Source organism: Plantactinospora endophytica (assembly GCF_016862915.1).
GTDB classification, from domain to species: domain Bacteria; phylum Actinomycetota; class Actinomycetes; order Mycobacteriales; family Micromonosporaceae; genus Plantactinospora; species Plantactinospora endophytica.
Map to the genome: position 1 here is coordinate 96,348 of NZ_BONW01000021.1, position 19,897 is coordinate 116,244.

Sequence of the window (19,897 nt, forward strand, 5' to 3'; positions counted from 1 at the left end):
CCTCGGGACCCGTCCCTGCTATTCTTCCTGGGTCGCTGAGCCCCCGTAGCTCAGGGGATAGAGCACCGCCCTCCGGAGGCGGGGGCGCAGGTTCGAATCCTGCCGGGGGCACAGATCAATTCTTCGCACGAGCCTCGTCGATTATTCGCCGGGGCTCGTAGTCGTTTTCCGGCTGGTTCCCCCGCCCGACGCAGTTACCGTCGACCGCAGCCGTTGACCTCAACCGCGATTGAGTTCCTACCGTTGCCCTGTCCAGCCAGTCAGGCGGAGGGGAGCCGGTGTCATGGTGGTCAAGCAGTACTCCGAGGCGGAACTCGCCGCACAGCCGATCGGGTACTGGAGCGGTGCGGCGTACCGGACCGTGGTCGGTCGGATTCGCGCGGAACTGGCGGTGGAACAGCTCAGCCAACCGCACTGGTGGACGCTGAACCACGTCGCCGGAGCGCCCGGTACGTGGAGCCGCACCGCGCTCACCGAACGGCTCCAGCCCTTCGACGATCTCGGCATCGACTTCGCGGAGATGCTCGACGACCTGGCCGGTCGGGGCTGGCTGGTCGAGGAGGACGGGAAGCTGTCGCTGACCGAGGCCGGCGAGGCGGGTCGGCTCCGTGCCAAGGAGCGGGTCGGGCGCGCGCACGAGCAGATGCACCGGGGCATCAGCAGCACCGAGTACGTCGCCACGCTGAACGTACTGCGGCGCTTCATCGACAACCTCGACGGCGACAGCGACCTGCCCTAGCCTGCACAGCTCCCCCGGACCGCCGCCGGTGGCGGAGTTTCAGGGGAATCTCGGGGTCGTGCAGGCGCCGCGCGGCGGGCGAAGGCCGGCATACTGGGGCACCGGTGCCCGAAGGAAAGTGAGCCGTGGCCGCTGCGATCGACGGATACGTCGCCGAACTCGACCGTGCCCTGCGAGGGCCACGGCGGGTCAAGGCCGGCCTGCTCCGGGAGGCCCGGGACAGCCTGGTCGACGCGACCGAGGCGTACGCGGAATCCGGGCTGACCTCCGAGGAGGCCGGGCGGCGCGCGGTCGACGAGTTCGGCGAGGTCTCCCGGATCGCCCCCGGCTACCAGGCGGAACTCGCGCTGGCCCAGGGCCGGCGGACCGCGTTGCTGGCGTTCGCCATCCTCATCGCGCAGCCGCCGGTCTGGCGCCTGGTGGCCTGGCGCCTGGACGAGCCGGACCGGCTGCCGGGGCTGGCCGGGTTCCTCGACCTGATGGTGAGCTGGCTGGGCATGCTGGCCCTTGTCGTCGCCCTGGTGGCGGTCTGGGCCACCGGCAGTGGGGTACGCCGGCTCGGCGCCGGAGTCCGGCGCATCCGCCTCACCGGGTTCTTCGCCTTCACCGTGTCGACCATGTTCAGCACGATCGGCCTGCTGCTCGCGCTCAGCAGCCCAATCACCGAGCCGGTCGCCCTCGCCCGGCTCCCGATCGCACTGGTGGTGCTGATCCTGCCGATGCTGCTGGTGGCGGTGAACGGAGCGCGCTGCCTCGCGACGGCACGCGCGGCGACGACGCCCCGCTGATCCTCGGCCCCCTGCCGCCGACCGTCGGTCCTGCCCCGCCGACCGTCGCCCTCCCACGCTGACGCTCGATCCCGCAACGACACCGTCCCTTGTGGTCCCGACGCCCCGGACGCCCCGGACGCCGTCCGCCCGGCACCTTTGCCGGCGCCGTCCGACGTGCCTGGCCACTGCGTCGACCTCGCTACACCACCGACCTCGCCCCCCCTGACCGCATTGACCGAGATCCGCACGCGCACGCACCCCGGTAGGTCGTCGCCGCTTATGTAGCTATGCTACATGTAGAGCCCTAACCTATCGAGCGAGTGGGCCGCCGCGCGGACGGCCGGGCGGACCCGAGAACGCGAGGGAGATCCGACAGTGTCGACCGAATCAACTTCTGCCGAGCGTCCCGACGGCGACGCGCCGGACCGGACGGGCAGGGCCGGGCCGCCGACGCCCGGCGTCTTCGCCCGGATCGCCGGCTGGTCGTACCGGCGACGGTGGCTGGCCCTGCTGAGCTGGGTCGTCGTCCTCGTCGGAGTCACCGTGGCCGCCCAGGCGGTCGGCGCCGACTACCACAACGACCACTCGCTGCCCGGTACCGAGTCACAGGCCGCCAGCGACATGCTCGACGAGCACGGCTCCCGGCAGACGGCGGGCAGTGTCCAGATCGTCCTGCACGACGCGGGCGGCGTCGGCACGGCAGACGTACGGCAGCGCGTCGAGCCGATGCTCGACCGGGTACGCGGGATGGCCTCGGTGGCCGAGCTGACCAGCCCGTACGAGGATCCCCGGGCGGTCTCCGGCGACGGCACCATCGGGTACGCGACGGTCACCCTCGACAGGCCGAGCGAGGAGGTGCCGGCCGAGGACGTACGGGCCGTGATCGAGGTTGCGCAGGCGGTCGCCGGGGACGGGCTGCGGGTGGAGTTGGCCGGTGACCCGGTCAGGGGCGCCGAGGAGAGCGAGGGCGGCGCGGCGGAGGGCGCGGGCATGCTGGCGGCCCTGGTCATCCTGGTGATCCTGTTCGGTTCCCTGCTGGCCGCCACACTGCCGATCGGGATCGCGATCTTCGCCGTGGGCAGCACGCTCGGTCTCGTCGTACTCGCCTCGCACGTCGCCACCGTCGCCGACTACACCGCCCCGCTGATGGCGCTGGTCGGGCTCGGCGTCGGCATCGACTACGCACTGCTGGTCTTCGCGCGTTTCCGGTCCGAGCTGCTGCGCGACGCCGACCGGGCCACCGCCACCCGGACGGCACTGGACAGCGCCGGTCGTACCGTCTTCTTCGCCGCCTGCACGGTGGTGATCGCCCTGCTCGGGCTCGTCGTCCTCGGCCTGGGCTCGCTCCAGGGCGTGGCCGTGGCGGTGGCGTTGACGGTCCTGGTCACGATGCTCGCCACGCTGACCCTGCTGCCCGCGCTGCTGGCCGTCGTCGGAGGCCGGGTCGAGCGTACGGTCCGCCGCCGGGCCGAGCGGGCCAAGCGCGCCGAGGGTACGCTCTGGCGCCGCTGGACGACGGGCGTGCAGCGCCGGCCGTGGCTGGCCGTCCTGCTGCCCACCGCGCTGCTGGTGCTGCTCGCGGTGCCGGCGCTGGACATGCGGCTGGGCTTCGCCGACGCCGGCAGCGACGCGCCGACCTCGACCAGCCGGCAGGCGTACGACCTGATCTCGACCGGGTTCGGTCCGGGCCAGAACGGTCCGCTGGTGGTGGTCGTCGAGGGCGGACAACCGGCCGCGACCGAGGTCGGGTCGGCACTGTCCGGGGCCGAGGGCGTCGCCACGGTCACCCCGCCGTTCCCTTCGCCCGACGGGCAACTGCACACCCTGCTGCTCTTCCCCCGCTCCGCACCGCAGGACGCGGCGACGATGGAGTTGGTCGACCGGCTCCGCACCGAGGTGCTGCCGCCGGTCGAACGGGACACCGACGCGCGGGTACTGGTCGGCGGCGGTACGGCGGCAGCCGTCGACTTCGCCGACGGGATCGCGGACCGGCTGCCGCTCTTCGTGGTCGTCGTGGTCGGTCTCTCCGCGCTGCTGCTGGTGGCGGTCTTCCGTTCACTGCTCGTCCCGGTCAAGGCGGCGGTGCTCAACCTGCTCAGCGTGGCCAGCGCCCTCGGCGTGATCACCTACGTGTTCCAGTACGGCAACCTGGGGGTCCAGCCCGGTCCGGTCGAGGCGTTCGTGCCGGTACTGATCTTCGCCATCGTCTTCGGACTATCCATGGACTACGAGGTCTTCCTGGTCTCCCGGATGCACGAGCACTGGGAACGGCACCACGACGCGCCGGGCGCGATCCGGGAGGGGCTGGCCACCACCGGACGGGTGGTGACCGCCGCCGCCGCGATCATGATCGTGGTCTTCAGCGCCTTCCTCTTCGACCCGGGCCGGATGCTGCAACAGTTCGGGCTCGGCCTGGCGGTGGCGATCTTCGTCGACGGCTTCGTCATCCGCTGCCTGATCCTGCCCGCGGTCATGCAGCTCTTCGGTACCCGTGCCTGGTGGCTGCCGTCCTGGCTGGACCGCTGGCTGCCCCGGGTCGCCCTGGAACGCCCCGGCCCGACCACCCCGGCAGCACCGGCCACCACCGAGGTTCCGAGGTCCACCCGGGTCTGAGCCGCGCCAACCGGACCGCCGAGCCGCCGCCCGGTCGAGGACTACGATCGGGCGCGTGCGTGAGCCGTTGACCATCGCCGTCGCCCAACCGCGCTGCAAGGCGTACGACGTGGCGGCGAACGCCTACGCGCACGCCGAGGCGGTCCGGGCGGTCCGGGCCCGGGTGGTGGTCTTCCCCGAGCTGTCGCTCACCGGGTACGAACTCGACGCTCCCCCGGTCGACGCCGACGATCCGCGCCTCGCCCCGATCGTGGCGGCGTGTGCCGAGGCCGGCTCGCTGGCCCTGGTCGGCGCCCCGGTGCCGGGCGACGCCGGACGGCCGCAGATCGGCGTGCTGGCAATCGACGGCGACGGGGCCCGGGTGGCGTACCGGAAGATGTGGCTGGGCGGGGCGGAGCCGGAGCACTTCGCTCCCGGCGACACCCCGGCGGTGGTCGAGGTCGCCGGCTGGCGGCTCGGGCTCGCGGTCTGCAAGGACACCGGCGTACCCCGGCACGCGGCCGACACCGCCGCGCTCGGCATCGACGCGTACGTCGCCGGTGCGCTGGACTCGGCCGCCGAGTGGGGCGTACAGGACGAGCGGGCCCGGCGGATCGCCGCCGCACACGGGGTCTGGGTGGCGATCGCCAGTTTCGCCGGCTCGACCGGCGGTGGGTACGCCGACGCCGCCGGCCGGTCGAGGATCTGGGACCCGGCCGGCCGGGTGGTGGCCGAGGCGGGACCCGAGCCGGGGGCGGCGGTCCGGGCCACCCTGACCTGACCGGGTACGCCGGATCAGTCCGGCTCCACCAACCCGCGCAGCACGATGTCGAGCCCGCCGTCGAATTCCTCGCCCGGTCCGATCCGCCGGGCGTGCCGGGCGGTCTCGGCCAGGTGCGGGAACTCGGCCGGGGCAGCTCCGCGATCGTCTCGGTGCCCGGTCCGGCGAGCGAGCCCAGATGTGCCGGCTACGACCAGTGGTCCGTCGACGAACTGCTGGAGCTGGCCGCCGACACCTCCCGGCCGACGTGACGGGGCCGGAGCCGAGCGGTCGACGTCACGGCCGGCCGGCCGACGTGACGAGGCCGGAGCCGACCGCTCGACGTCACGGCCGGCGGGCCGGCGGCGCCCCGATCCCGACCCCGAGCTGTTCCCCGAGCCCGGTGCGCAGGTAGCGCAGTCGCCGGCCGAACCGCTCGCCGACCACCAGGCCGGCGTCCCGCAGCGTGGTCAGGTGGTGCGAGGCGGTCGCCGGGGCGAGCCGCAGGGTGTCGGCCACCTCACCGGTGCTGTGCGGCACGGCCAGCAGGGTCAGCACCGCCGCCCGGGTCGGACCGAGCAGCGCGGCCAGGGCCGGCGGCGGCTCGACCGGAAGCGGCCCGGACAACGACCCGACAGGCGTCGCCGGATCGGCCGCCGATCCGCGCGGGACCGGGCTGTCCCAGAGCCGGCCGTACCCCCGGGGCGCGTACCAGAGCGCCCGGCCGGTAGGCGCCTCGGTCATCGAGTAGACCCTCGAACCGGCGAACGCGGCCGGCAGCAGGGCCAACGGATGCCCGTCAAGGCTGCCCCGCCGCTCCTTGGCTGAGCCGAGCAGCAGCGCCGTACCGTCCCAGTCGAGTCCCGGGTGCAGGCCGCGTACCAGTGCCCGGGGGCCCCGCTCGGCGGCGGTCAGCGCGCGCCGCGCGATCTCGCCCTCGGCAGCCGCCCGCAACCGGGGCCAGAACGGCGCGATCGCCAGCGTGAAGTACTGCCGGATCTCCCGGACCAGCTCGGCCAGCGCCCCGGCCGGGTCGGTGTCGAACCGGGCGACCTCGGGCGGCGCCGGCCAGCCCGCCCAGGACCGGTACGCCTCCTCGGCGACCAGCTCCAGCGGGGTGTCGGCGATCACCCGCAGTTCCTCGTCCAGGGTGGGGCGGGCGCCGGAGGGTACCGGGGTGAGGAAGTCCGGCACCTCGCAGCTGGGCGCGGCGGCCAGCGCCCGCAGCGTCGGCAGCGGGGTACCGGCGAGGGCCGGGCCGACGCTTCGTCGCCAGCCGTCGTACATCCAGAACCTGTCCGGCCGGTTCAGCACAAAGAGGCTCGTCACCACCTCGACCATCGGCGAGTGTGCGAACCTCAGCCGCACCAGGTCGGCCGGGGCGAACTCGATCCGCAGCATGCTGCCATTCGAGCACGCTCGAACGCTTTCCGACCAGCCGATACCCGGGCCTACCGTCCGGCACATGGAATACACCCACCTCGGCCGCACCGGCCTGACCGTGAGCCGGATCTGCGTCGGCACCATGAACTTCGCCTGGCAGATCGACGAGGCGGAGAGCCACCTCGTGCTGGACCGGGCGTACGACGAGGGGATCAACTTCGTCGACACCGCCAACATGTACGGCCGGGAGGACGGCGACGGCATGAGCGAGCAGTTCATCGGCCGGTGGTTCGCCAGGACCGGCCGGCGGGACCGGATCATCCTCGGCACCAAGGTCTACGTACCGATGAGCGACTGGCCCAACGACGGCGGCCTCTCCGCCCGGCACATCATCGCCTCCTGCGACGCCTCGCTGCGCCGGCTCGGCACCGACTGGATCGACGTCTTCCAGATGCACCACGTGCAGCGGGAGACGCCGTGGGAGGAGATCTGGCAGGCGATGGAGACCCTCACCCACCAGGGCAAGATCCGGTACGTCGGCTCGTCCAACTTCGCGGGCTGGCACCTGGCCCGGGCGCAGGCCGCCGCCGATCGGCGCAACTTCCTCGGCCTGGTCTCCGAGCAGTGCAAGTACAACCTGCTCACCCGGCACGTAGAGCTGGAGGTGCTGCCGGCCGCGATCGACCTCGGCATCGGCATCCTGCCGTACTCGCCGCTGCACTTCGGCGCGCTCTCCGGTGCGCTCCGGAAGATGCGCGACGGGGTACCGGGGCGGACCGCGCTGCACGCCGCCGAGCGGGTCGAGCCGCACCGGACCGCCCTGGCCGGCTACGAGAAGCTCTGCGCCGAACTCGGCGAGGAGCCGACCACTGTCGCGCTGGCCTGGCTGCTGTCCCGCCCCGGGGTGACCGCCCCGGTCGTCGGGCCGAGATCGGCCGCCCAGCTCGACCTGCCGGTACGGGCGCTGCACACCCCGCTGGACCAGGAGACGCTGGGTCGGCTCGACGAACTGTTCCCGCCGGTCGGCTCCGGGGGGCCTGGCCCCGAGGCGTGGGCCTGGTGAACGTCCGGGCGTGCACCGGATCGGGCTGGGTCGGCGGACTCAGCCGGCGGCGGCAGCGCTGGTGGCGGTCGTAGGCGGCTGGCGGCGGCCGGGTCGGTGAAGGCGGGCGGGCGCCTCGGGCTCGACCTCGGGCCGGGCTGGGCCGGCGGTCGGGCGATCAGCCGGACGGGTGGCCGGGGCCCGCTTTGCCGCACGGCGGGGCCCGGACATAGCAGAGTCGAGCCCGGGGACGGCCGTCCCGCCGCCCGGTTCTCCAGCCCGGAGACGTCAACAGCACCGGACGACCCGCGCCGAAGGGATCGACAGCATGGCCAAGACGTGGCTGATCACCGGTAGTTCCCGAGGACTGGGCCGGGCGCTCAGCCAGGAGGTGCTGGACCGGGGCGACAACCTGCTCGCCACCGCCCGGCAGCCCGAGCAGCTCGCCGACTTCGTCGACCGGTACGGCGACCAGATCCGGCCGTACGCCCTCGACGTCACCGACCCGGCCGGCGCGCGGGCGGCGGTGCAGGCGGCCGTGGACACCTTCGGCGGCCTCGACGTGGTGGCCAACAACGCCGGTTACGCCAACAGCGCGCCGATCGAGGAGACCACGGAGGAGGACTTCCGGGCGCAGGTCGAGACGAACCTGTTCGGCGTGGTCAACGTGACCCGGGCGGCGCTGCCGATCATGCGTACCCGCCGGTCGGGGCACTTCCTCCAGTTCTCCTCGGTCGGCGGCCGGGTCGGCGGCACGCCGGGGCTGGGCGCGTACCAGGCCGCGAAGTTCGCCGTGGAGGGCTTCTCCGAGGTGCTGTGCAACGAGGTGAAGCCGTTCGGCGTACGGGTCACCATCATCGAGCCGGGCGCCTTCCGCACCGACTGGGGCGGCGCGTCGATGCGGATGGCCGAGGTGGGCGAGGACTACCAGCAGACCGTCGGGCGGCTGCACGCGATCCGCGGCGACATGGACGGTCAGCAGGCCGGCGACCCCGAGCGGGCGGCCCGGGTGATCGCCGATCTCGTCGGGCTCGCCGTACCGCCGCTGCGGCTGCTGCTCGGCTCCGACGCACTGCACCTCGCCGAGGAGTCGGCGCGGTTCCGCGCCCAGGAGATGACCGCCTGGGCCGACGTCAGCCGGAGCACCGACTACGACAACACCACCGACTTCGCCAAGACCCCGGTCGCGGCGATGCTCGCGCCCCGCAGCCCGAACTGACCCCGCAGCCGGAAGAAACTGACGCCGACGGATGACTTGCCCTCCACAGGGGACGTACGCTCGGGCGACGCAAGTTCCATGACGAGCCCGCCGGGTCGGGGGACGGACCGGGTCACCGCGCGGCGTTCCGGTGCGTCCCCGAGCCGGTGCGGGCCGTCGATCCCTCGGACGGCGGAAGGTCAGGAATGAGAACGAGACGCACCATCGCAGTGGCAGCCGCCACGGCGGTGCTCACCGTGTTGTCGCTGTCGCTGGCGCCGGCGAGCCAGGCGGCGAACACCCGCTACCCCCACCTCAACCCCGGCGGGCAGCCCCGGCTGACCGAGCGGGTACCGGTCAACGTGGTCTTCCTCGGCTACGAGTCGAACCAGGTGTCCCGCTCGGCGTTCCAGGCCGGGCTACCCGACAGCTACGACCCGGTGGTCCGATCCCGGCTGCTGTACATGACCGAGGAGAAGCTGGGCCTGCACTACACGTACGACTACCGGATCAGCTACACCGACCGGCGGTACGAGGACCGGTTCTTCGGCGAACTCACCCGGCTGTCCCGGCCGGCCCCGCTGACCTCGCTCCAGACGGAGTACAACGCGCAGCAGCGCAACGTTCTCGACATCACCGGCAACCACCACATCGACGCGCCGAGCGTGGAGCGCTGGCTGGCCAAGAACCCGCCGGCCGGGGTGGACACCCGACGGAACACGATCTTCTTCATCAACTGGTACGGGCGGTCCGACTTCCGGTTCCACGTCTACACCAAGACCAACGAGCCGGACCCGGACACCGGGTACAACTTCGGCGTCGAGCGGGACAGCCGCAAGATCATCGCTTGGGGCGGTACCACCGCGAAGGACGAGGAGGACGGCCTCGGCTCCACCCACCGGATCTGGTTCCACGACCTGTCCGCCGGCCCGGAGTCCTGGACCAACAACTGGAACGTGGACGAGCCGGATCTCGACGGCAACGGCGTCGAGGACTACCGGATGCCGCCGACCTGGGAATACACCGCCGGTGGCTACCGGGCGCCGGGCAAGCTCGCCGGTGACCTCGGCCTGATCACCCGGTACGTCGCACTGAACCTGCTCTTCACCACGTCGCCGCTCTACCCGACGGAGCTGCCCACCGCCGAGCCGCCGCGCTCGATCAACCTGGACAGCAACGTCTACGAGGGCTGGCCGGGCGTGGACGCCTCGAAGACGTACGTGAAGCCCGACCTGCTGCTGTCCGAGCTGCGCGAGCTGCGCTGGCGCAACAGGCTGGACTACGACAGCCAGGACCTGCCGTTCACCGGGGACGCCGAACGCTGCTACCGGCTGGCACTGGAGGACGCGTCGTGCTACCCGGAGACCGGCTACCCGGGGTTCGCCAACTTCTACCTCCAGAACCAGCGTGAGCTGGCGCGTACCCAGGACGACCAGGGCCGGGTCGACTACGAGATGCCGATGTTCAGTTACGCGGTGCCGGCGGGTACCCCGGTCCCGGCCCTGGGCTTCGCCGACGACAACTGGGTCGACGGCACCCAGTCGTACGTCTTCGCGTTCGTCTCGCCGGAGATCGTCGAAGCCGGGTACGGCCTGACCACGACCCTGATCCACGAGGTGGGCCACCACATCGGGATGAGCCACCCGCACGACGGCTACGACAGCGCGTCCGGCGTGGACTACTTCCCCGCCGACGAGTTCTACTTCGTGGGCGCCGGTGACCAGACCAACTCGATGATGAGCTACATCGACCTGAACTGGGACTTCAGCCAGTTCGACCACGACAACAGCGACCGGTTCCTGACGGCGGCGTACAACGAGGCGGCGAACCGGCTCGCCGCGGACGTACTCGACTCGCCCCGGTCGCACCGGGCCCGGGACGAGCTGGCGGCGGCGGACCGGCTGCTCGGCAGGGCCAAGGCGGCCCTCGCCGACCACCAGTACGCCACCGCGCACGCGTACGCCGACCAGGCGTACACCGTGGTGGTCGACGGTGCCCGCCAGGCGGGTGTGCCGACCGGGAAGGTCGCCGCGCAGATGACGGCGGAGGCGAAGGCCGCCCGGACCAGTGTCGAGGCGAACGAGCCGCACGAGTTCGTCGACAGTCTCGACCCGGAGGGGCCGCGCAGCCAGCCCTGACCGTGCCGGGGTGGACGGCGGGCGACGTCCCGCCGTCCACCCCACGGACGGGTCAGCGGAGTCCGGTGTAGCCCGCCCGGACCAGGGTGGCCGCCGAGGCGAGCCGGCCCTTCTCCTCGGCGCTCAGCGTGGGATTGCCCCGGCGCATCGCCACCGCCGACGTCAGCAGCCGTACCGGGTCGCCGGGGGCGCGGTCGAGGAACGCGGTCAGCACCGCGTCGGCCAGGGCGCCCAGCCCGAACATGTCGCCGACCACCACCTCGGCCAGGATCAGCGCGGTCATCCCGACGTCCAGGTCGGGCTGGTCGTCCCGGGCGTTGCGCCAGTCGATGACGACCGGCCCCCGGGAGCCGAGCATGACGTTCTCCGGATGCAGGTCCAGATGCACCACCCGGGTGCGGAGCCCGCTGCCCGGCCGGGCCGGCAGGTCGTGCAACCGGCGGTGCAGGTCGGCCAGGATCTCGGCACCGGCCGGCAGGTCGAGATCCCCGGCGGCCATCGCCGCGCGCAGGGTCGGGCCGTCGATCCGCTCCATCACCAGGTCGGCACCCTCGGCCCGGTCGACCCGGGGCACGGGGAATCCCCGGTCCGCCACGTAGCGCATGATCGCGGCCTCGCCCGTCACGTCCGCACCGTTGCGGTAGCGGCGCAGCACCCGCCCCTCGTCGAGGGCGAAGACGTCCGCGTCCCGACCCGCGCCGAGCAACACCGGGTCAAACATGGATCGACGATATCGGGCGGAGCCGGGCCGGCCGGTCGCGCGGGCGGAAACCGGACGAGATCAGGTGGCCGGGAAACCGGTCGGAACCGTGCCGGCGGGTACCGGTCGAGGCCGGCCGGAAATTGGTCGAAGCCAGGCCGACGATCGCGCAGGATGGCGGGATGAGCAGGCGGCTGCGGGCGATCGCCCAGGAGACGGTGGCGGTCCTGGACCGGGGCGGCTACCGGACCGGGCAGGGCACGGAGGTGGTTCTCCGGGACGAGGTGGCCCGGGCGGTGGCCGGCACCCGCCTGCACCTGCCCGACGAGGTGCTGCCCGCCCCGCAGCCGGTCGCCGGGCCGGCCACTGTCGAGGTGACGGACGAGTCGAGCCTGGCGGCGTGCCGCCGACTCGACGGCGACCGGGCCTGCCTGGTCTTCGCCTCGGCCCGTAATCCCGGCGGCGGGTTCCTCAACGGGGCGCAGGCCCAGGAGGAGAGCATCGCCCGCGCCTCGGCGCTGTACCCGTGCCTCCGGGAAGCCTGGGACTTCTACCTCGCCCACCGGGCCGACCCCGACCTCGGCTACAGCGACCGGATCGTGCACTCACCTGCGGTACCCGTGTTCCGGGACGACCGGGGCGACCTGCTGGCGGCGCCGTACCCGGTCTCGTTCCTGACCTCGGCCGCGCCGAACCTCGCCGCGATGCGCCGCAACCAGCCGGACCGGACCGGCGACGTACCGGCCGTGCTGCGCCGCCGGGCCGCCCGGGTGCTGGCGGTGGCCGCCGCGTACGGGCACCGCCAGCTCGTCCTCGGCGCCTGGGGGTGCGGGGTCTTCGGCAACGACCCGACGGTCGTGGCGGAGGCGTTCGCCGAGGCGCTGCCCGAGAGCCCGTGGTTCACGCTGGTGGTCTTCGCCGTGCTCGACCGGCAGCGCGACGCCCCGACCCTGGCCGCGTTCCGGAAGGTCTTCGCCTGATCCGGGTGTCGGTGAGTCCACCTAGGATTCCGGCGTGACCGACACCGACAACTCGTTCAGTCCGCTCAGGTTCTTCGAGTACGACCACGATCCCGGCAACTACTGCCTGATGCTCAGCGACATGCGGATGGTCGACGTCTCCGACGTCTTCGAGGCGGCCGGGCACCTCGGCAACGGGTACGACTGGACGGGGGTGGCCCGTTCGGTGGTCCGCAGCGACGCCCCCGACCTCGCCGACCGGTTCGGCTACGACCCGGAGGCCGGCACCTTCGTCGCGTACGGCACCGATCCGGCCGCGCTGCGGCAACTGGGCGGCCTGCTCCAGGGCGCCTTCCACGACCGCGCCAAGCTGGCCGAGCTGATCCGGTCGGCCGAACCCGACTGGTTCGACTGAGCGCGCCGACCGGCCCGCCCCGGCGGCGTGCCGCTGTGCCGGCGACCGTCGGGCGAGCAGGCAGCCCGATTCGCGGTGCCGCTATCCCCGCGTGTCGCCGGGCCGGTCGCCGAAGGTGGTCAGGTCCCGGTTCTCCAGTACCCGCCGGGGATAGCCGCGCTCGGCGACGTCGAGCATCGCCAGCCCGATCTGCTCGGTGGTGGTGACGGCACGCGGGAACGCCCGCCGCAGCACCGGGGCGAGCGGTCCGATCAGCGCGTAGAGCACCCGGTACAACCCGGTCTTCGACCGGATGCCGTGCAGCGGCTGGATGAACCCGGGCCGGAAGGCGTACGCGTTCGGCAGCAGCGCGATCAGCTCGTTCTCGGTCCGGCCCTTGACCCGGGCCCACATGGTGCGGCTCTGCTCGGTGCCGTCGGTGCCCTGACCGGAGACGTAGACGAAGGTCAGCTCGGGACTCACCTCCGCCAGTACCCGGGCGGCGGCCATCGTGACGTCGTGGGTGACCCGGGTGTAGTCGGCCTCGCTCATCCGCACCGAGGAGACGCCGAGGCAGAAGAAGCAGGCGTCGGCCCCGGCGAACTCGTCGGCCGCGCCGCTGAAGTCGAGGAAGTCCGGCCAGACCAGCTCGCGCAGTTTCGGATCCGATCGCCCGGTCGGGGCACGGACGACCGCGAGCACGCTCGCCACCCGGGGATCGCGCAGGCACTCCCGGAGCACGCCCTGCCCCACCATGCCGGTCGCACCGAACAGGATGACCTTCATACCGCGCCTCTCCGGGCCGTCGGGTCGGCGCCGGGCCGGGCTGGGCCGGGGCGCTTCTGCGCAGCGTACGCCGACGCCGGCCGGGACCGTATCCCACGGGCCCGGCCGGCGGCAGGCGGTGTGTCGGGGCGGGTTATCCGGCGGCGACCGGCGCCGGGGCGGCCCAGTCGGCCTTGACCGCCATCATCTGCGCGGTCTTGGTGGCGTCCCGCTCGACCAGGTCACCCAGCGTCTCGTCGATCCGGCGCATCAGCGCGTCGTCGAGGCGTACGCCGGCCGCCGTCGCGTTCTCGGTGACCTGTTCCGGGCGGGAGGCGCCGATCAGCGCGGTGCTGACGGTGGGCCGGCGCAACGTCCAGGCGATCGCGAGCTGGGCCATGGAGAGGCCGGCCTCGTCGGCGATCGGGCGGAGTTCCTGCACCTGGTGGAGCAGCCGGTCACCGAGTACCCGCCGGATGAAGGTCGGCGCCCGGCCGCCGCTGGCCGCCCTGGAGCCCTCCGGCGGAGCCTCGCCGGGCCGGTACTTGCCGGTCAGCACGCCCTGGGCGAGCGGCTGGAAGGCGATCTGCCCGATCCCCTCCGCCTCGCACAGCGGCACCACCTCGGGCTCGACGACCCGCCAGAGCATGTTGTACTGCGGCTGGTTGGCGACGATCCGGTCACGCAGCCCGAGTTGGCCGGCGATGTCGAGCGCGGCCCGAATCTGTGCCGCCGTCCACTCCGAGACACCGAGATACAACACCTTCCCCTGCCGGACCAGGTCGTCGAAGGCGATCAGCGTCTCCGCCAGCGGCGTCCGGTCGTCGAACCGGTGTGCCTGGTACAGGTCGACGTAGTCGGTGCCGAGCCGGCGCAGCGAGGCGTGGCAGGACTCCAGGACGTGCTTGCGGGACAGGCCACGGTCGTTGGGTCCGTCCCCGGTGGGCAGGCAGACCTTCGTCGCGATCTCCACCGACTCGCGGCGGGTGCCGCGCAGCGCCTCGCCGAGCAGTTCCTCGGCGGCGCCCCGGGCGTAGACGTCGGCGGTGTCGAAGGTGGTGATCCCGGCGTCGAGCGCGGCCCGTACGCAGCTCAGCGCCGCTTCCCTGGCCACCAGCTCGCCGTGGGTGAGCCAGTTCCCATAGGTGATCTCGCTGACCAGCAGGCCGCTGCGGCCGAGGTGTCGATGCTCCATGGCGGCCCAGCCTAACCAGAAACGTAACTGCCGTCTGCCCTGGGCGGGCCTTACCGGGCCTTACCTCCGCGCCTCGCCCCTGCCGGCCGGGCCCGGCGGGTCGCCGCCAGCATCAGCAGCGCGACCGCGAACATCGCGGTGCCGACCACGTTGACCTGGGGCGGGATGCCGCGCTGGCTGGCGCCCCAGACGTACATCGGGAAGGTGACGGTGGTGCCGGAATTGAAGTTGGTGACCACGAAGTCGTCGAAGGAGAGCGAGAAGGCGAGCAGCGCGGCGGCGACGATGCCGGGCAGCACCAGCGGCAGCGTGATCCGGCGGAACGCCTGCCACTCGCTGGCGTACAGGTCCACCGCCGCCTCCTCCAGCCGGGTGTCCATTCCGGACAGCCGGGCCCGGACGGTGACCACCACGAACGAGACGCAGAACATCACGTGTGCGATCACCACGGTCCAGAAGCCCTGCGGAATTCCGGCCGCCACCAGCAGGGCGAGCAGCGAGGTGCCGAGTACCACCTCCGGGGTGGCGACCGGGGCCAGCACCAGCAGGTCGACCACGGCCCGGCCCCGGAACCGGTGCCGGACCAGCGCGAACGCCATAAGCGTGCCGAGCACGGTGGAGACCGCCGTGGCCACGAACCCGATCTGTACGCTGCGCAGCACCGCCGCGCACATCCCGGGGCCGGCGCACGGGTCCCGCCAGTTGTCCAGGGTGAACTCGGCGAAGTCGTACGACAGCCGGCTCGACGGCTGGTTGAACGACAGTCCGGCCACCACCGCCACCGGCAGCAGCAGGTAGCCGAGCACCAGCGCGGCCACGGCCAGCACCCAGTGGTCGGCGACGAACCGCCCGAACCTGCTCCCCACCGCTAGTTCACCTCCGCGAGTACGCACCTGCCGGCCACCGCTACCCCAGCTCCGTCGGGCCGGACCGGCGCAGCCAGCCGACGACCAGCACCAGGATCGCCGCCATCAGCAGCACGGACAGCGCCGCACCCTGCGGATAGTCCAGCCGGACCAGGAACGCCGCGTCGATCACGTTCCCGACCATGTACTCGTTGGGGGTGCCGAGCAGTTCGGCGCTGACGTAGTCGCCGGTGGCCGGGATGAAGGTCAGCAGCGTGCCGGCCACCACCCCCGGCATCGACAACGGCAGGGTGACCCGCCGGAAGACCTGGCCCGGTCGGGCGAACAGGTCACCAGCGGCGTCCAGCAGCCGGGGATCGAGCCGCTGGAGGCTGGCGTAGAGCGGCAGCACCATGAACGGCAGGTAGCAGTAGGTCAGGCTGGTCACCACCGCGACCGGGGTGGCCAGCAGCCGACCGTCCGGGGCGAGCAGGTGCAGGTCGCGCAGCAGCCCGACCACGGCACCGCTGTCGGAGAGGACGGTCTTCCAGGCCAGCGTCCGGACCAGGAAACTGGTGAACATCGGCGCCACCACGCAGACCAGCAGCAGGTTCTGCCAACGTCCGGCGCGCAGCGCGATGACGTACGCCAGCGGGTAGCCGAGCAGCAGCGCCGCCAGGGTGGCCAGTCCGGCGTACCCGAAGGAGCGGCCGAGCTGTGCCCCGTACGCCGCCACCGCGTCGGGGTAGTTGCCGAACGACCAGGTCATGGCGTAGCCGGTGGTCAGCGAGCCGGCCGGGTCGTAGAGGCTGGTCGCCGCAAGCTGCACCGCCGGGGCCAGGAAGAAGAGCACCAGCCAGAGCAGCCCGGGCAGCAACAGGAGGTACGGCAGCGCCCGGCCGCGCCGCATCACTCCGGCCCTGCCGACAGCGGCACCGGTGGGGGCGGCACTGGTGGGGGCGCGGCGGTGCCGGCGTCGCGGAACGTGCTGCCGCCGTGCAGCAGGAAGGCGTGCCGGGGATGCCAGTGGGCGACGACCGGAGTACCGGGCGGGATCCGGGGCGCCTCCCCGTCGGCGGCGGCAAAGACCGACAGCTCCACCCCGGCGCCGGTCCGCACCGAGTACTCGGTGCTGACCCCGAGGTAGCCGACCTCGCCGACCGTCCCGTCCAGCCACTGGTGCCCGGCCGGCACCTGCTCCGGCGTGTCGACCAGGCGCACCTTCTCCGGGCGTACCCCGAGCAGCACCTCGCCGGAGTCGGCCCTCGCCCGGGCCGACGGCACCGAGAACCGCCGCCCGTACGCCTGCACCAGCAGGTCGTCCCCGTCGCGGCCGTACACCCTGCCGGCCAAAAGGTTGGACCGGCCGAGGAAGGTGGCGACGAAGGCGGTGGCCGGGAACTCGTACAGCTCGGCCGGGGTACCGAGCTGCTCGATCCGGCCGGCGTTCATCACCGCCACCGTGTCGGCCAGGGTCATCGCCTCTTCCTGGTCGTGCGTGACGTGCACGAAGGTGCCGCCGACCTCGGCCCGCAGCCGCTTCAGTTCGAGCTGCATCCGGCGGCGCAGCGCCAGGTCGAGTGCGCCCAGCGGCTCGTCCAGCAGCAGTACCCGGGGCCGGTTCACCAGCGCCCGGGCCAACGCCACCCGCTGCTGCTGCCCGCCGGAGAGCTGGCTCGGCCGCTGCCGCTCGTACCCGTCGAGCGCCACCAGCGACAGCATCCGGCGCACCTGCCCGGCCACGTCCGGTTGCCGGCGCCGCCGCAGTCCGAACGCGACGTTCTCGAAGACGTCCAGGTGCGGGAAGAGCGCGTAGTTCTGGAACACCGTGTTGACCGGCCGGCGGTACGGCCGCAGCCGGGTGATGTCCTCGTCGTCGAGCAGGATCCGGCCGCCGGTCGGCTCCGCCAGCCCGGCCACCATCCGCAGCGTGCTGGTCTTGCCGCAGCCGGAGGGTCCGAGCAGGGCGAAAAAGGAGCCGGCCGGGACGGTCAGGTCGAGCCGGTCGACGGCGGTGACGTCGCCGTACCGCATGGTCAGGTCGACCAGCCGCAGCGCACCGGCCGGCTCCCCCGGCCCCGGCCCGTGGAAGGGCTCCTCGGTGGCCATCCCGCTAACCTCCGACGACCTGCTGGAACTTCGACTCGTACTCGCGCTCCCGGGCCTCGTCGAGGGTCATGAAGACCTTCGACCGGGCCAGCAGCGCCGGATCGGGGAAGATCAGCGGATTGCCGGCCAGTTCCGGATCGAGCTTCTCCATCTCGGCCTGGGCGCCCTGCACCGGGCAGATGTAGTTCACGTACGCGGCGAGTTGGGCCGCCACCGTCGGGTCGTAGTAGTGGTCGATCAGCGCCTCGGCGTTCGCCCGGTGGGTCGCCCGGTTCGGCACCAGCATGTTGTCGGAGTAGAGCATCGCGCCGGAGTCCGGGGCGACGAAGCGTACCCGCTCGTCCTCGGCGGCGAGCTGGATGACGTCGCCGGACCAGGCGACGCAGGCCGCGATGTCGCCCCTGGCCAGCTCGGCGGTGTAGTCGTTGCCGGTGAACCGGCGGATCTGGCCGCTCTCGACGGCTCGGCGCAGCTTCTCCAGCGCCTCGTCGAACTGGGCCGGGGTGAAGTTCGTCGGGTCGTGTCCGCCGGCCTGTAACAGCAGCCCCATGGTGTCCCGCATCTCGGCGAGCGCGGTCACCCGGCCCTTCAGGTCCGGCCGGGTCAGCAACTCGTCGACGGTACGCACCTCCCCGGTGACCCGGCCGTTGTAGGCCAGCCCGGCCAGGCCGGACTGCCACGGGATGGCCAGTACGTTCTCGGGGTCGTAGGACCGACCGCGCAGCGAGGGCAGCAGGTTCCGTGCGACGTTGGGCAGCCGGGCGGCGTCGAGCCGCTGTACCCAGCCGAGGTCGATCACCCGGGCGGCCATCCAGTCGCTCAGCACGATGATGTCCCGGCCGATGGGTTGGCAGGCGGCGAGCTGATTACGGATCTTGCCGAAGAACTCGTTGTTGTCGTTGATGTCCTCGGTGTAGCTGACCTGGATGCCGCTGCGCCGCTGGAACGCCTCCAGGGTGGGCCGCCTCGACCCGTCGTCCTCGGCCACGTCCAGGTACTGCGGCCAGTTGGAGAAGACCAGCGTCTTCTCGGTGCCGGAGAGGTCCTCGCTGACGCAGCTCGCCTCGGTCTGCCTGGCCCCCCGGGTGCCGCAGCCGGCCAGCGCGGCCGTCGCCAGCAGCGCCGCCGAGCCGGCCACGCCGCGCAGCAGCGTCCGCCGGGGCAGTCGGGGCAGGGCTCGGGGCAGGGCTCGCGGCAGGGGTCGCGGGCGGTGGCGCATGGGGCGGCTCCTCCGGGGGTCGTGCCGACGGTGGGGGTGTGGGAGTCGGCCCGCTGGCCGGAGGCGTCGCGGGAGTTCCGATCAGTTGGAGATCCTGACATGCGACGGTACGGCCGCCCGCTCGGGATGCCGGAGAGCCGCCGGGCTCACGTCGGGGCGACACAGCCTCCGTCCCGGATATCCGGACCTCGTCCGCGCCCAAGAGGTCACCCGGACGTCCCGGGACGTCCCGAGGTCTGGCCGGCGCGCCCCCGGAGGCAGTACCGGAATCAGCGGTGTGCCGCAGACTCACGTTCGTGCCTCTGCGGCACGGTCCGCCAAGAGGTAGTGGCATCGCTGCCGCACGGCGCGCGCTTTGCGATCATCGGTACGTGACCGAGGAGGCGATCGTGATGCCGGGGATACCCGCCGACCCGACCGTGCTGCACCCGATGCCCGGGCAGCCCCGGGTGGTACTGCTGAAACCGCTGGTCACGTCGCCGCTGATCGAGGTCGGGGAGTTCACCTACTACGACGACCCGGACGACCCGACCGCCTTCGAGACCCGCAACGTGCTCTACCACTACGGGCCGGAGCGGCTGGTCATCGGGAAGTTCTGCGCGCTGGGCGAGGGCACCCGGTTCGTCATGAACGGCGCCAACCACCGGATGGACGGCCCGTCGACCTTCCCGTTCCCGATCATGGGCGGCTCCTGGGCCGAGCACTTCGACCTGATCACCGGCCTGCCCGGCCGGGGCGACACCGTGGTCGGCCACGACGTCTGGTTCGGCTACCAGGCGATGGTGATGCCCGGGGTACGGATCGGCAGCGGCGCGATCGTCGCCTCCGGTTCCGTGGTCGTCGACGACGTACCCGACTACGGCATCGTCGGCGGCAACCCGGCCCGACTGATCCGCCGCCGGTACGGCGCCGACGAGATCGCCCGGCTGCTGGCGCTGGCCTGGTGGAACTGGCCGCTCGCGCACATCACGGCGCACGTCCGGACGATCATGTCCGGCAGTGTCGACGACCTCGAAGCCGTGGCACCTGACCACCGCTAGCCGTCGGCAATCGGTAACTGTCCGGCGAGACAGCCGGTAGCCGTCGGAA

Annotated in this window: 19 protein-coding genes and 1 tRNA gene; 12 read left to right on the forward strand and 8 right to left on the reverse strand. The window is 72.4% G+C overall.

Annotated features, from left to right (window positions below; genetic code table 11):
- The first annotated feature begins 39 nt into the window (after positions 1 to 39).
- From Pen02_RS21435 to Pen02_RS21460, 6 genes are all read left to right on the forward strand, one after another.
- Positions 40 to 111, forward strand: a tRNA-Arg gene (locus Pen02_RS21435).
- A gap of 172 nt (positions 112 to 283) precedes the next feature.
- Entirely contained in the window at positions 284 to 739 is a 456-nt protein-coding gene (locus tag Pen02_RS21440; protein ID WP_203867884.1) for a MarR family winged helix-turn-helix transcriptional regulator, read from the forward strand.
- A gap of 125 nt (positions 740 to 864) precedes the next feature.
- On the forward strand, positions 865 to 1,527 hold the full coding sequence (locus Pen02_RS21445) for a permease prefix domain 1-containing protein (RefSeq protein ID WP_203867885.1): 663 nt from the start codon (positions 865 to 867) through the stop codon (positions 1,525 to 1,527).
- Between the two features lie 357 nt (positions 1,528 to 1,884).
- Positions 1,885 to 4,122 carry an MMPL family transporter gene (locus Pen02_RS21450; RefSeq protein ID WP_203867886.1) on the forward strand — a complete coding sequence of 746 codons (2,238 nt, stop codon included), beginning with the start codon at positions 1,885 to 1,887 and terminating at the stop codon, positions 4,120 to 4,122.
- 55 nt (positions 4,123 to 4,177) lie between these two features.
- Positions 4,178 to 4,882, forward strand: a complete 705-nt coding sequence (locus Pen02_RS21455) for a carbon-nitrogen hydrolase family protein (RefSeq protein ID WP_203867887.1) — start codon at positions 4,178 to 4,180, stop codon at positions 4,880 to 4,882.
- 92 nt (positions 4,883 to 4,974) lie between these two features.
- Positions 4,975 to 5,133, forward strand: a complete 159-nt coding sequence (locus Pen02_RS21460) for a hypothetical protein (RefSeq protein ID WP_203867888.1) — start codon at positions 4,975 to 4,977, stop codon at positions 5,131 to 5,133.
- 73 nt (positions 5,134 to 5,206) lie between these two features.
- Here Pen02_RS21460 and Pen02_RS21465 read toward each other — a convergent pair whose 3' ends face one another.
- Positions 5,207 to 6,262, reverse strand: coding sequence for an ArsR/SmtB family transcription factor (locus Pen02_RS21465; protein ID WP_203867889.1), 1,056 nt, complete (start codon positions 6,260 to 6,262; stop codon positions 5,207 to 5,209).
- 64 nt (positions 6,263 to 6,326) lie between these two features.
- Here Pen02_RS21465 and Pen02_RS21470 point away from each other — a divergent pair, with 64 nt between their 5' ends.
- From Pen02_RS21470 to Pen02_RS21480, 3 genes are all read left to right on the forward strand, one after another.
- Positions 6,327 to 7,307, forward strand: coding sequence for an aldo/keto reductase (locus Pen02_RS21470; RefSeq protein ID WP_203867890.1), 981 nt, complete (start codon positions 6,327 to 6,329; stop codon positions 7,305 to 7,307).
- Between the two features lie 307 nt (positions 7,308 to 7,614).
- Positions 7,615 to 8,505 (forward strand): oxidoreductase, encoded by an 891-nt coding sequence (locus tag Pen02_RS21475; RefSeq protein ID WP_203867891.1) that lies wholly within the window; start codon positions 7,615 to 7,617, stop codon positions 8,503 to 8,505.
- Positions 8,506 to 8,690: 185 nt separating this feature from the next.
- Positions 8,691 to 10,622, forward strand: a complete 1,932-nt coding sequence (locus tag Pen02_RS21480) for a DUF4398 domain-containing protein (protein WP_203867892.1) — start codon at positions 8,691 to 8,693, stop codon at positions 10,620 to 10,622.
- A gap of 52 nt (positions 10,623 to 10,674) precedes the next feature.
- On the opposite strand, the gene Pen02_RS21485 is transcribed toward Pen02_RS21480, so the two are convergent.
- The gene (locus Pen02_RS21485; RefSeq protein WP_203867893.1) at positions 10,675 to 11,343 is read right to left on the reverse strand and encodes a phosphotransferase; all 669 of its coding nucleotides are present in this window, start codon (positions 11,341 to 11,343) and stop codon (positions 10,675 to 10,677) included.
- A gap of 161 nt (positions 11,344 to 11,504) precedes the next feature.
- On the opposite strand from Pen02_RS21485, the gene Pen02_RS21490 reads away from it, so the two are divergent.
- Entirely contained in the window at positions 11,505 to 12,302 is a 798-nt protein-coding gene (locus Pen02_RS21490; RefSeq protein ID WP_203867894.1) for a TIGR02452 family protein, read from the forward strand.
- A 34-nt stretch (positions 12,303 to 12,336) separates the two neighbouring features.
- Positions 12,337 to 12,696, forward strand: coding sequence for an immunity 51 family protein (locus Pen02_RS21495; protein ID WP_239141059.1), 360 nt, complete (start codon positions 12,337 to 12,339; stop codon positions 12,694 to 12,696).
- A gap of 81 nt (positions 12,697 to 12,777) precedes the next feature.
- On the opposite strand, the gene Pen02_RS21500 is transcribed toward Pen02_RS21495, so the two are convergent.
- From Pen02_RS21500 to Pen02_RS21525, 6 genes are all read right to left on the reverse strand, one after another.
- Positions 12,778 to 13,461 (reverse strand): NAD-dependent epimerase/dehydratase family protein, encoded by a 684-nt coding sequence (locus Pen02_RS21500; RefSeq protein WP_203867895.1) that lies wholly within the window; start codon positions 13,459 to 13,461, stop codon positions 12,778 to 12,780.
- Positions 13,462 to 13,594: 133 nt separating this feature from the next.
- Entirely contained in the window at positions 13,595 to 14,635 is a 1,041-nt protein-coding gene (locus Pen02_RS21505; protein WP_203867896.1) for an aldo/keto reductase family protein, read from the reverse strand.
- A 50-nt stretch (positions 14,636 to 14,685) separates the two neighbouring features.
- On the reverse strand, positions 14,686 to 15,501 hold the full coding sequence (locus Pen02_RS21510) for an ABC transporter permease (protein ID WP_239141061.1): 816 nt from the start codon (positions 15,499 to 15,501) through the stop codon (positions 14,686 to 14,688).
- A gap of 40 nt (positions 15,502 to 15,541) precedes the next feature.
- Entirely contained in the window at positions 15,542 to 16,390 is an 849-nt protein-coding gene (locus Pen02_RS21515) for an ABC transporter permease (protein ID WP_203867897.1), read from the reverse strand.
- Complete coding sequence (locus Pen02_RS21520) at positions 16,390 to 17,589, reverse strand: ABC transporter ATP-binding protein (RefSeq protein WP_203867898.1); 1,200 nt, start codon at positions 17,587 to 17,589, stop codon at positions 16,390 to 16,392. The genes Pen02_RS21515 and Pen02_RS21520 overlap by 1 nt, the downstream gene beginning before the upstream one ends.
- Positions 17,590 to 17,593: 4 nt before the next feature.
- Positions 17,594 to 18,808: a polyamine ABC transporter substrate-binding protein gene (locus Pen02_RS21525; RefSeq protein ID WP_203867899.1), complete on the reverse strand. Its 1,215-nt coding sequence runs from the start codon at positions 18,806 to 18,808 to the stop codon at positions 17,594 to 17,596.
- A gap of 392 nt (positions 18,809 to 19,200) precedes the next feature.
- Here Pen02_RS21525 and Pen02_RS21530 point away from each other — a divergent pair, with 392 nt between their 5' ends.
- A complete protein-coding gene (locus Pen02_RS21530) occupies positions 19,201 to 19,848 on the forward strand; it encodes a CatB-related O-acetyltransferase (RefSeq protein WP_203868237.1) in 648 nt (215 codons plus the stop codon).
- Positions 19,849 to 19,897 lie beyond the last annotated feature (49 nt).

Coding starts and splice junctions, on each gene's coding strand:
- Pen02_RS21440 (WP_203867884.1), top strand. CDS start 284: ATGGTGGTCAAGCAGTACTCCGAGGCGGAACTCGCCGCACAGCCGATC.
- Pen02_RS21465 (WP_203867889.1), bottom strand. CDS start 6,262: ATGCTGCGGATCGAGTTCGCCCCGGCCGACCTGGTGCGGCTGAGGTTC.
- Pen02_RS21470 (WP_203867890.1), top strand. CDS start 6,327: ATGGAATACACCCACCTCGGCCGCACCGGCCTGACCGTGAGCCGGATC.
- Pen02_RS21475 (WP_203867891.1), top strand. CDS start 7,615: ATGGCCAAGACGTGGCTGATCACCGGTAGTTCCCGAGGACTGGGCCGG.
- Pen02_RS21480 (WP_203867892.1), top strand. CDS start 8,691: ATGAGAACGAGACGCACCATCGCAGTGGCAGCCGCCACGGCGGTGCTC.
- Pen02_RS21485 (WP_203867893.1), bottom strand. CDS start 11,343: ATGTTTGACCCGGTGTTGCTCGGCGCGGGTCGGGACGCGGACGTCTTC.
- Pen02_RS21490 (WP_203867894.1), top strand. CDS start 11,505: ATGAGCAGGCGGCTGCGGGCGATCGCCCAGGAGACGGTGGCGGTCCTG.
- Pen02_RS21500 (WP_203867895.1), bottom strand. CDS start 13,461: ATGAAGGTCATCCTGTTCGGTGCGACCGGCATGGTGGGGCAGGGCGTG.
- Pen02_RS21505 (WP_203867896.1), bottom strand. CDS start 14,635: ATGGAGCATCGACACCTCGGCCGCAGCGGCCTGCTGGTCAGCGAGATC.
- Pen02_RS21515 (WP_203867897.1), bottom strand. CDS start 16,390: ATGCGGCGCGGCCGGGCGCTGCCGTACCTCCTGTTGCTGCCCGGGCTG.
- Pen02_RS21520 (WP_203867898.1), bottom strand. CDS start 17,589: ATGGCCACCGAGGAGCCCTTCCACGGGCCGGGGCCGGGGGAGCCGGCC.
- Pen02_RS21525 (WP_203867899.1), bottom strand. CDS start 18,808: ATGCGCCACCGCCCGCGACCCCTGCCGCGAGCCCTGCCCCGAGCCCTG.
- Pen02_RS21530 (WP_203868237.1), top strand. CDS start 19,201: ATGCCGGGGATACCCGCCGACCCGACCGTGCTGCACCCGATGCCCGGG.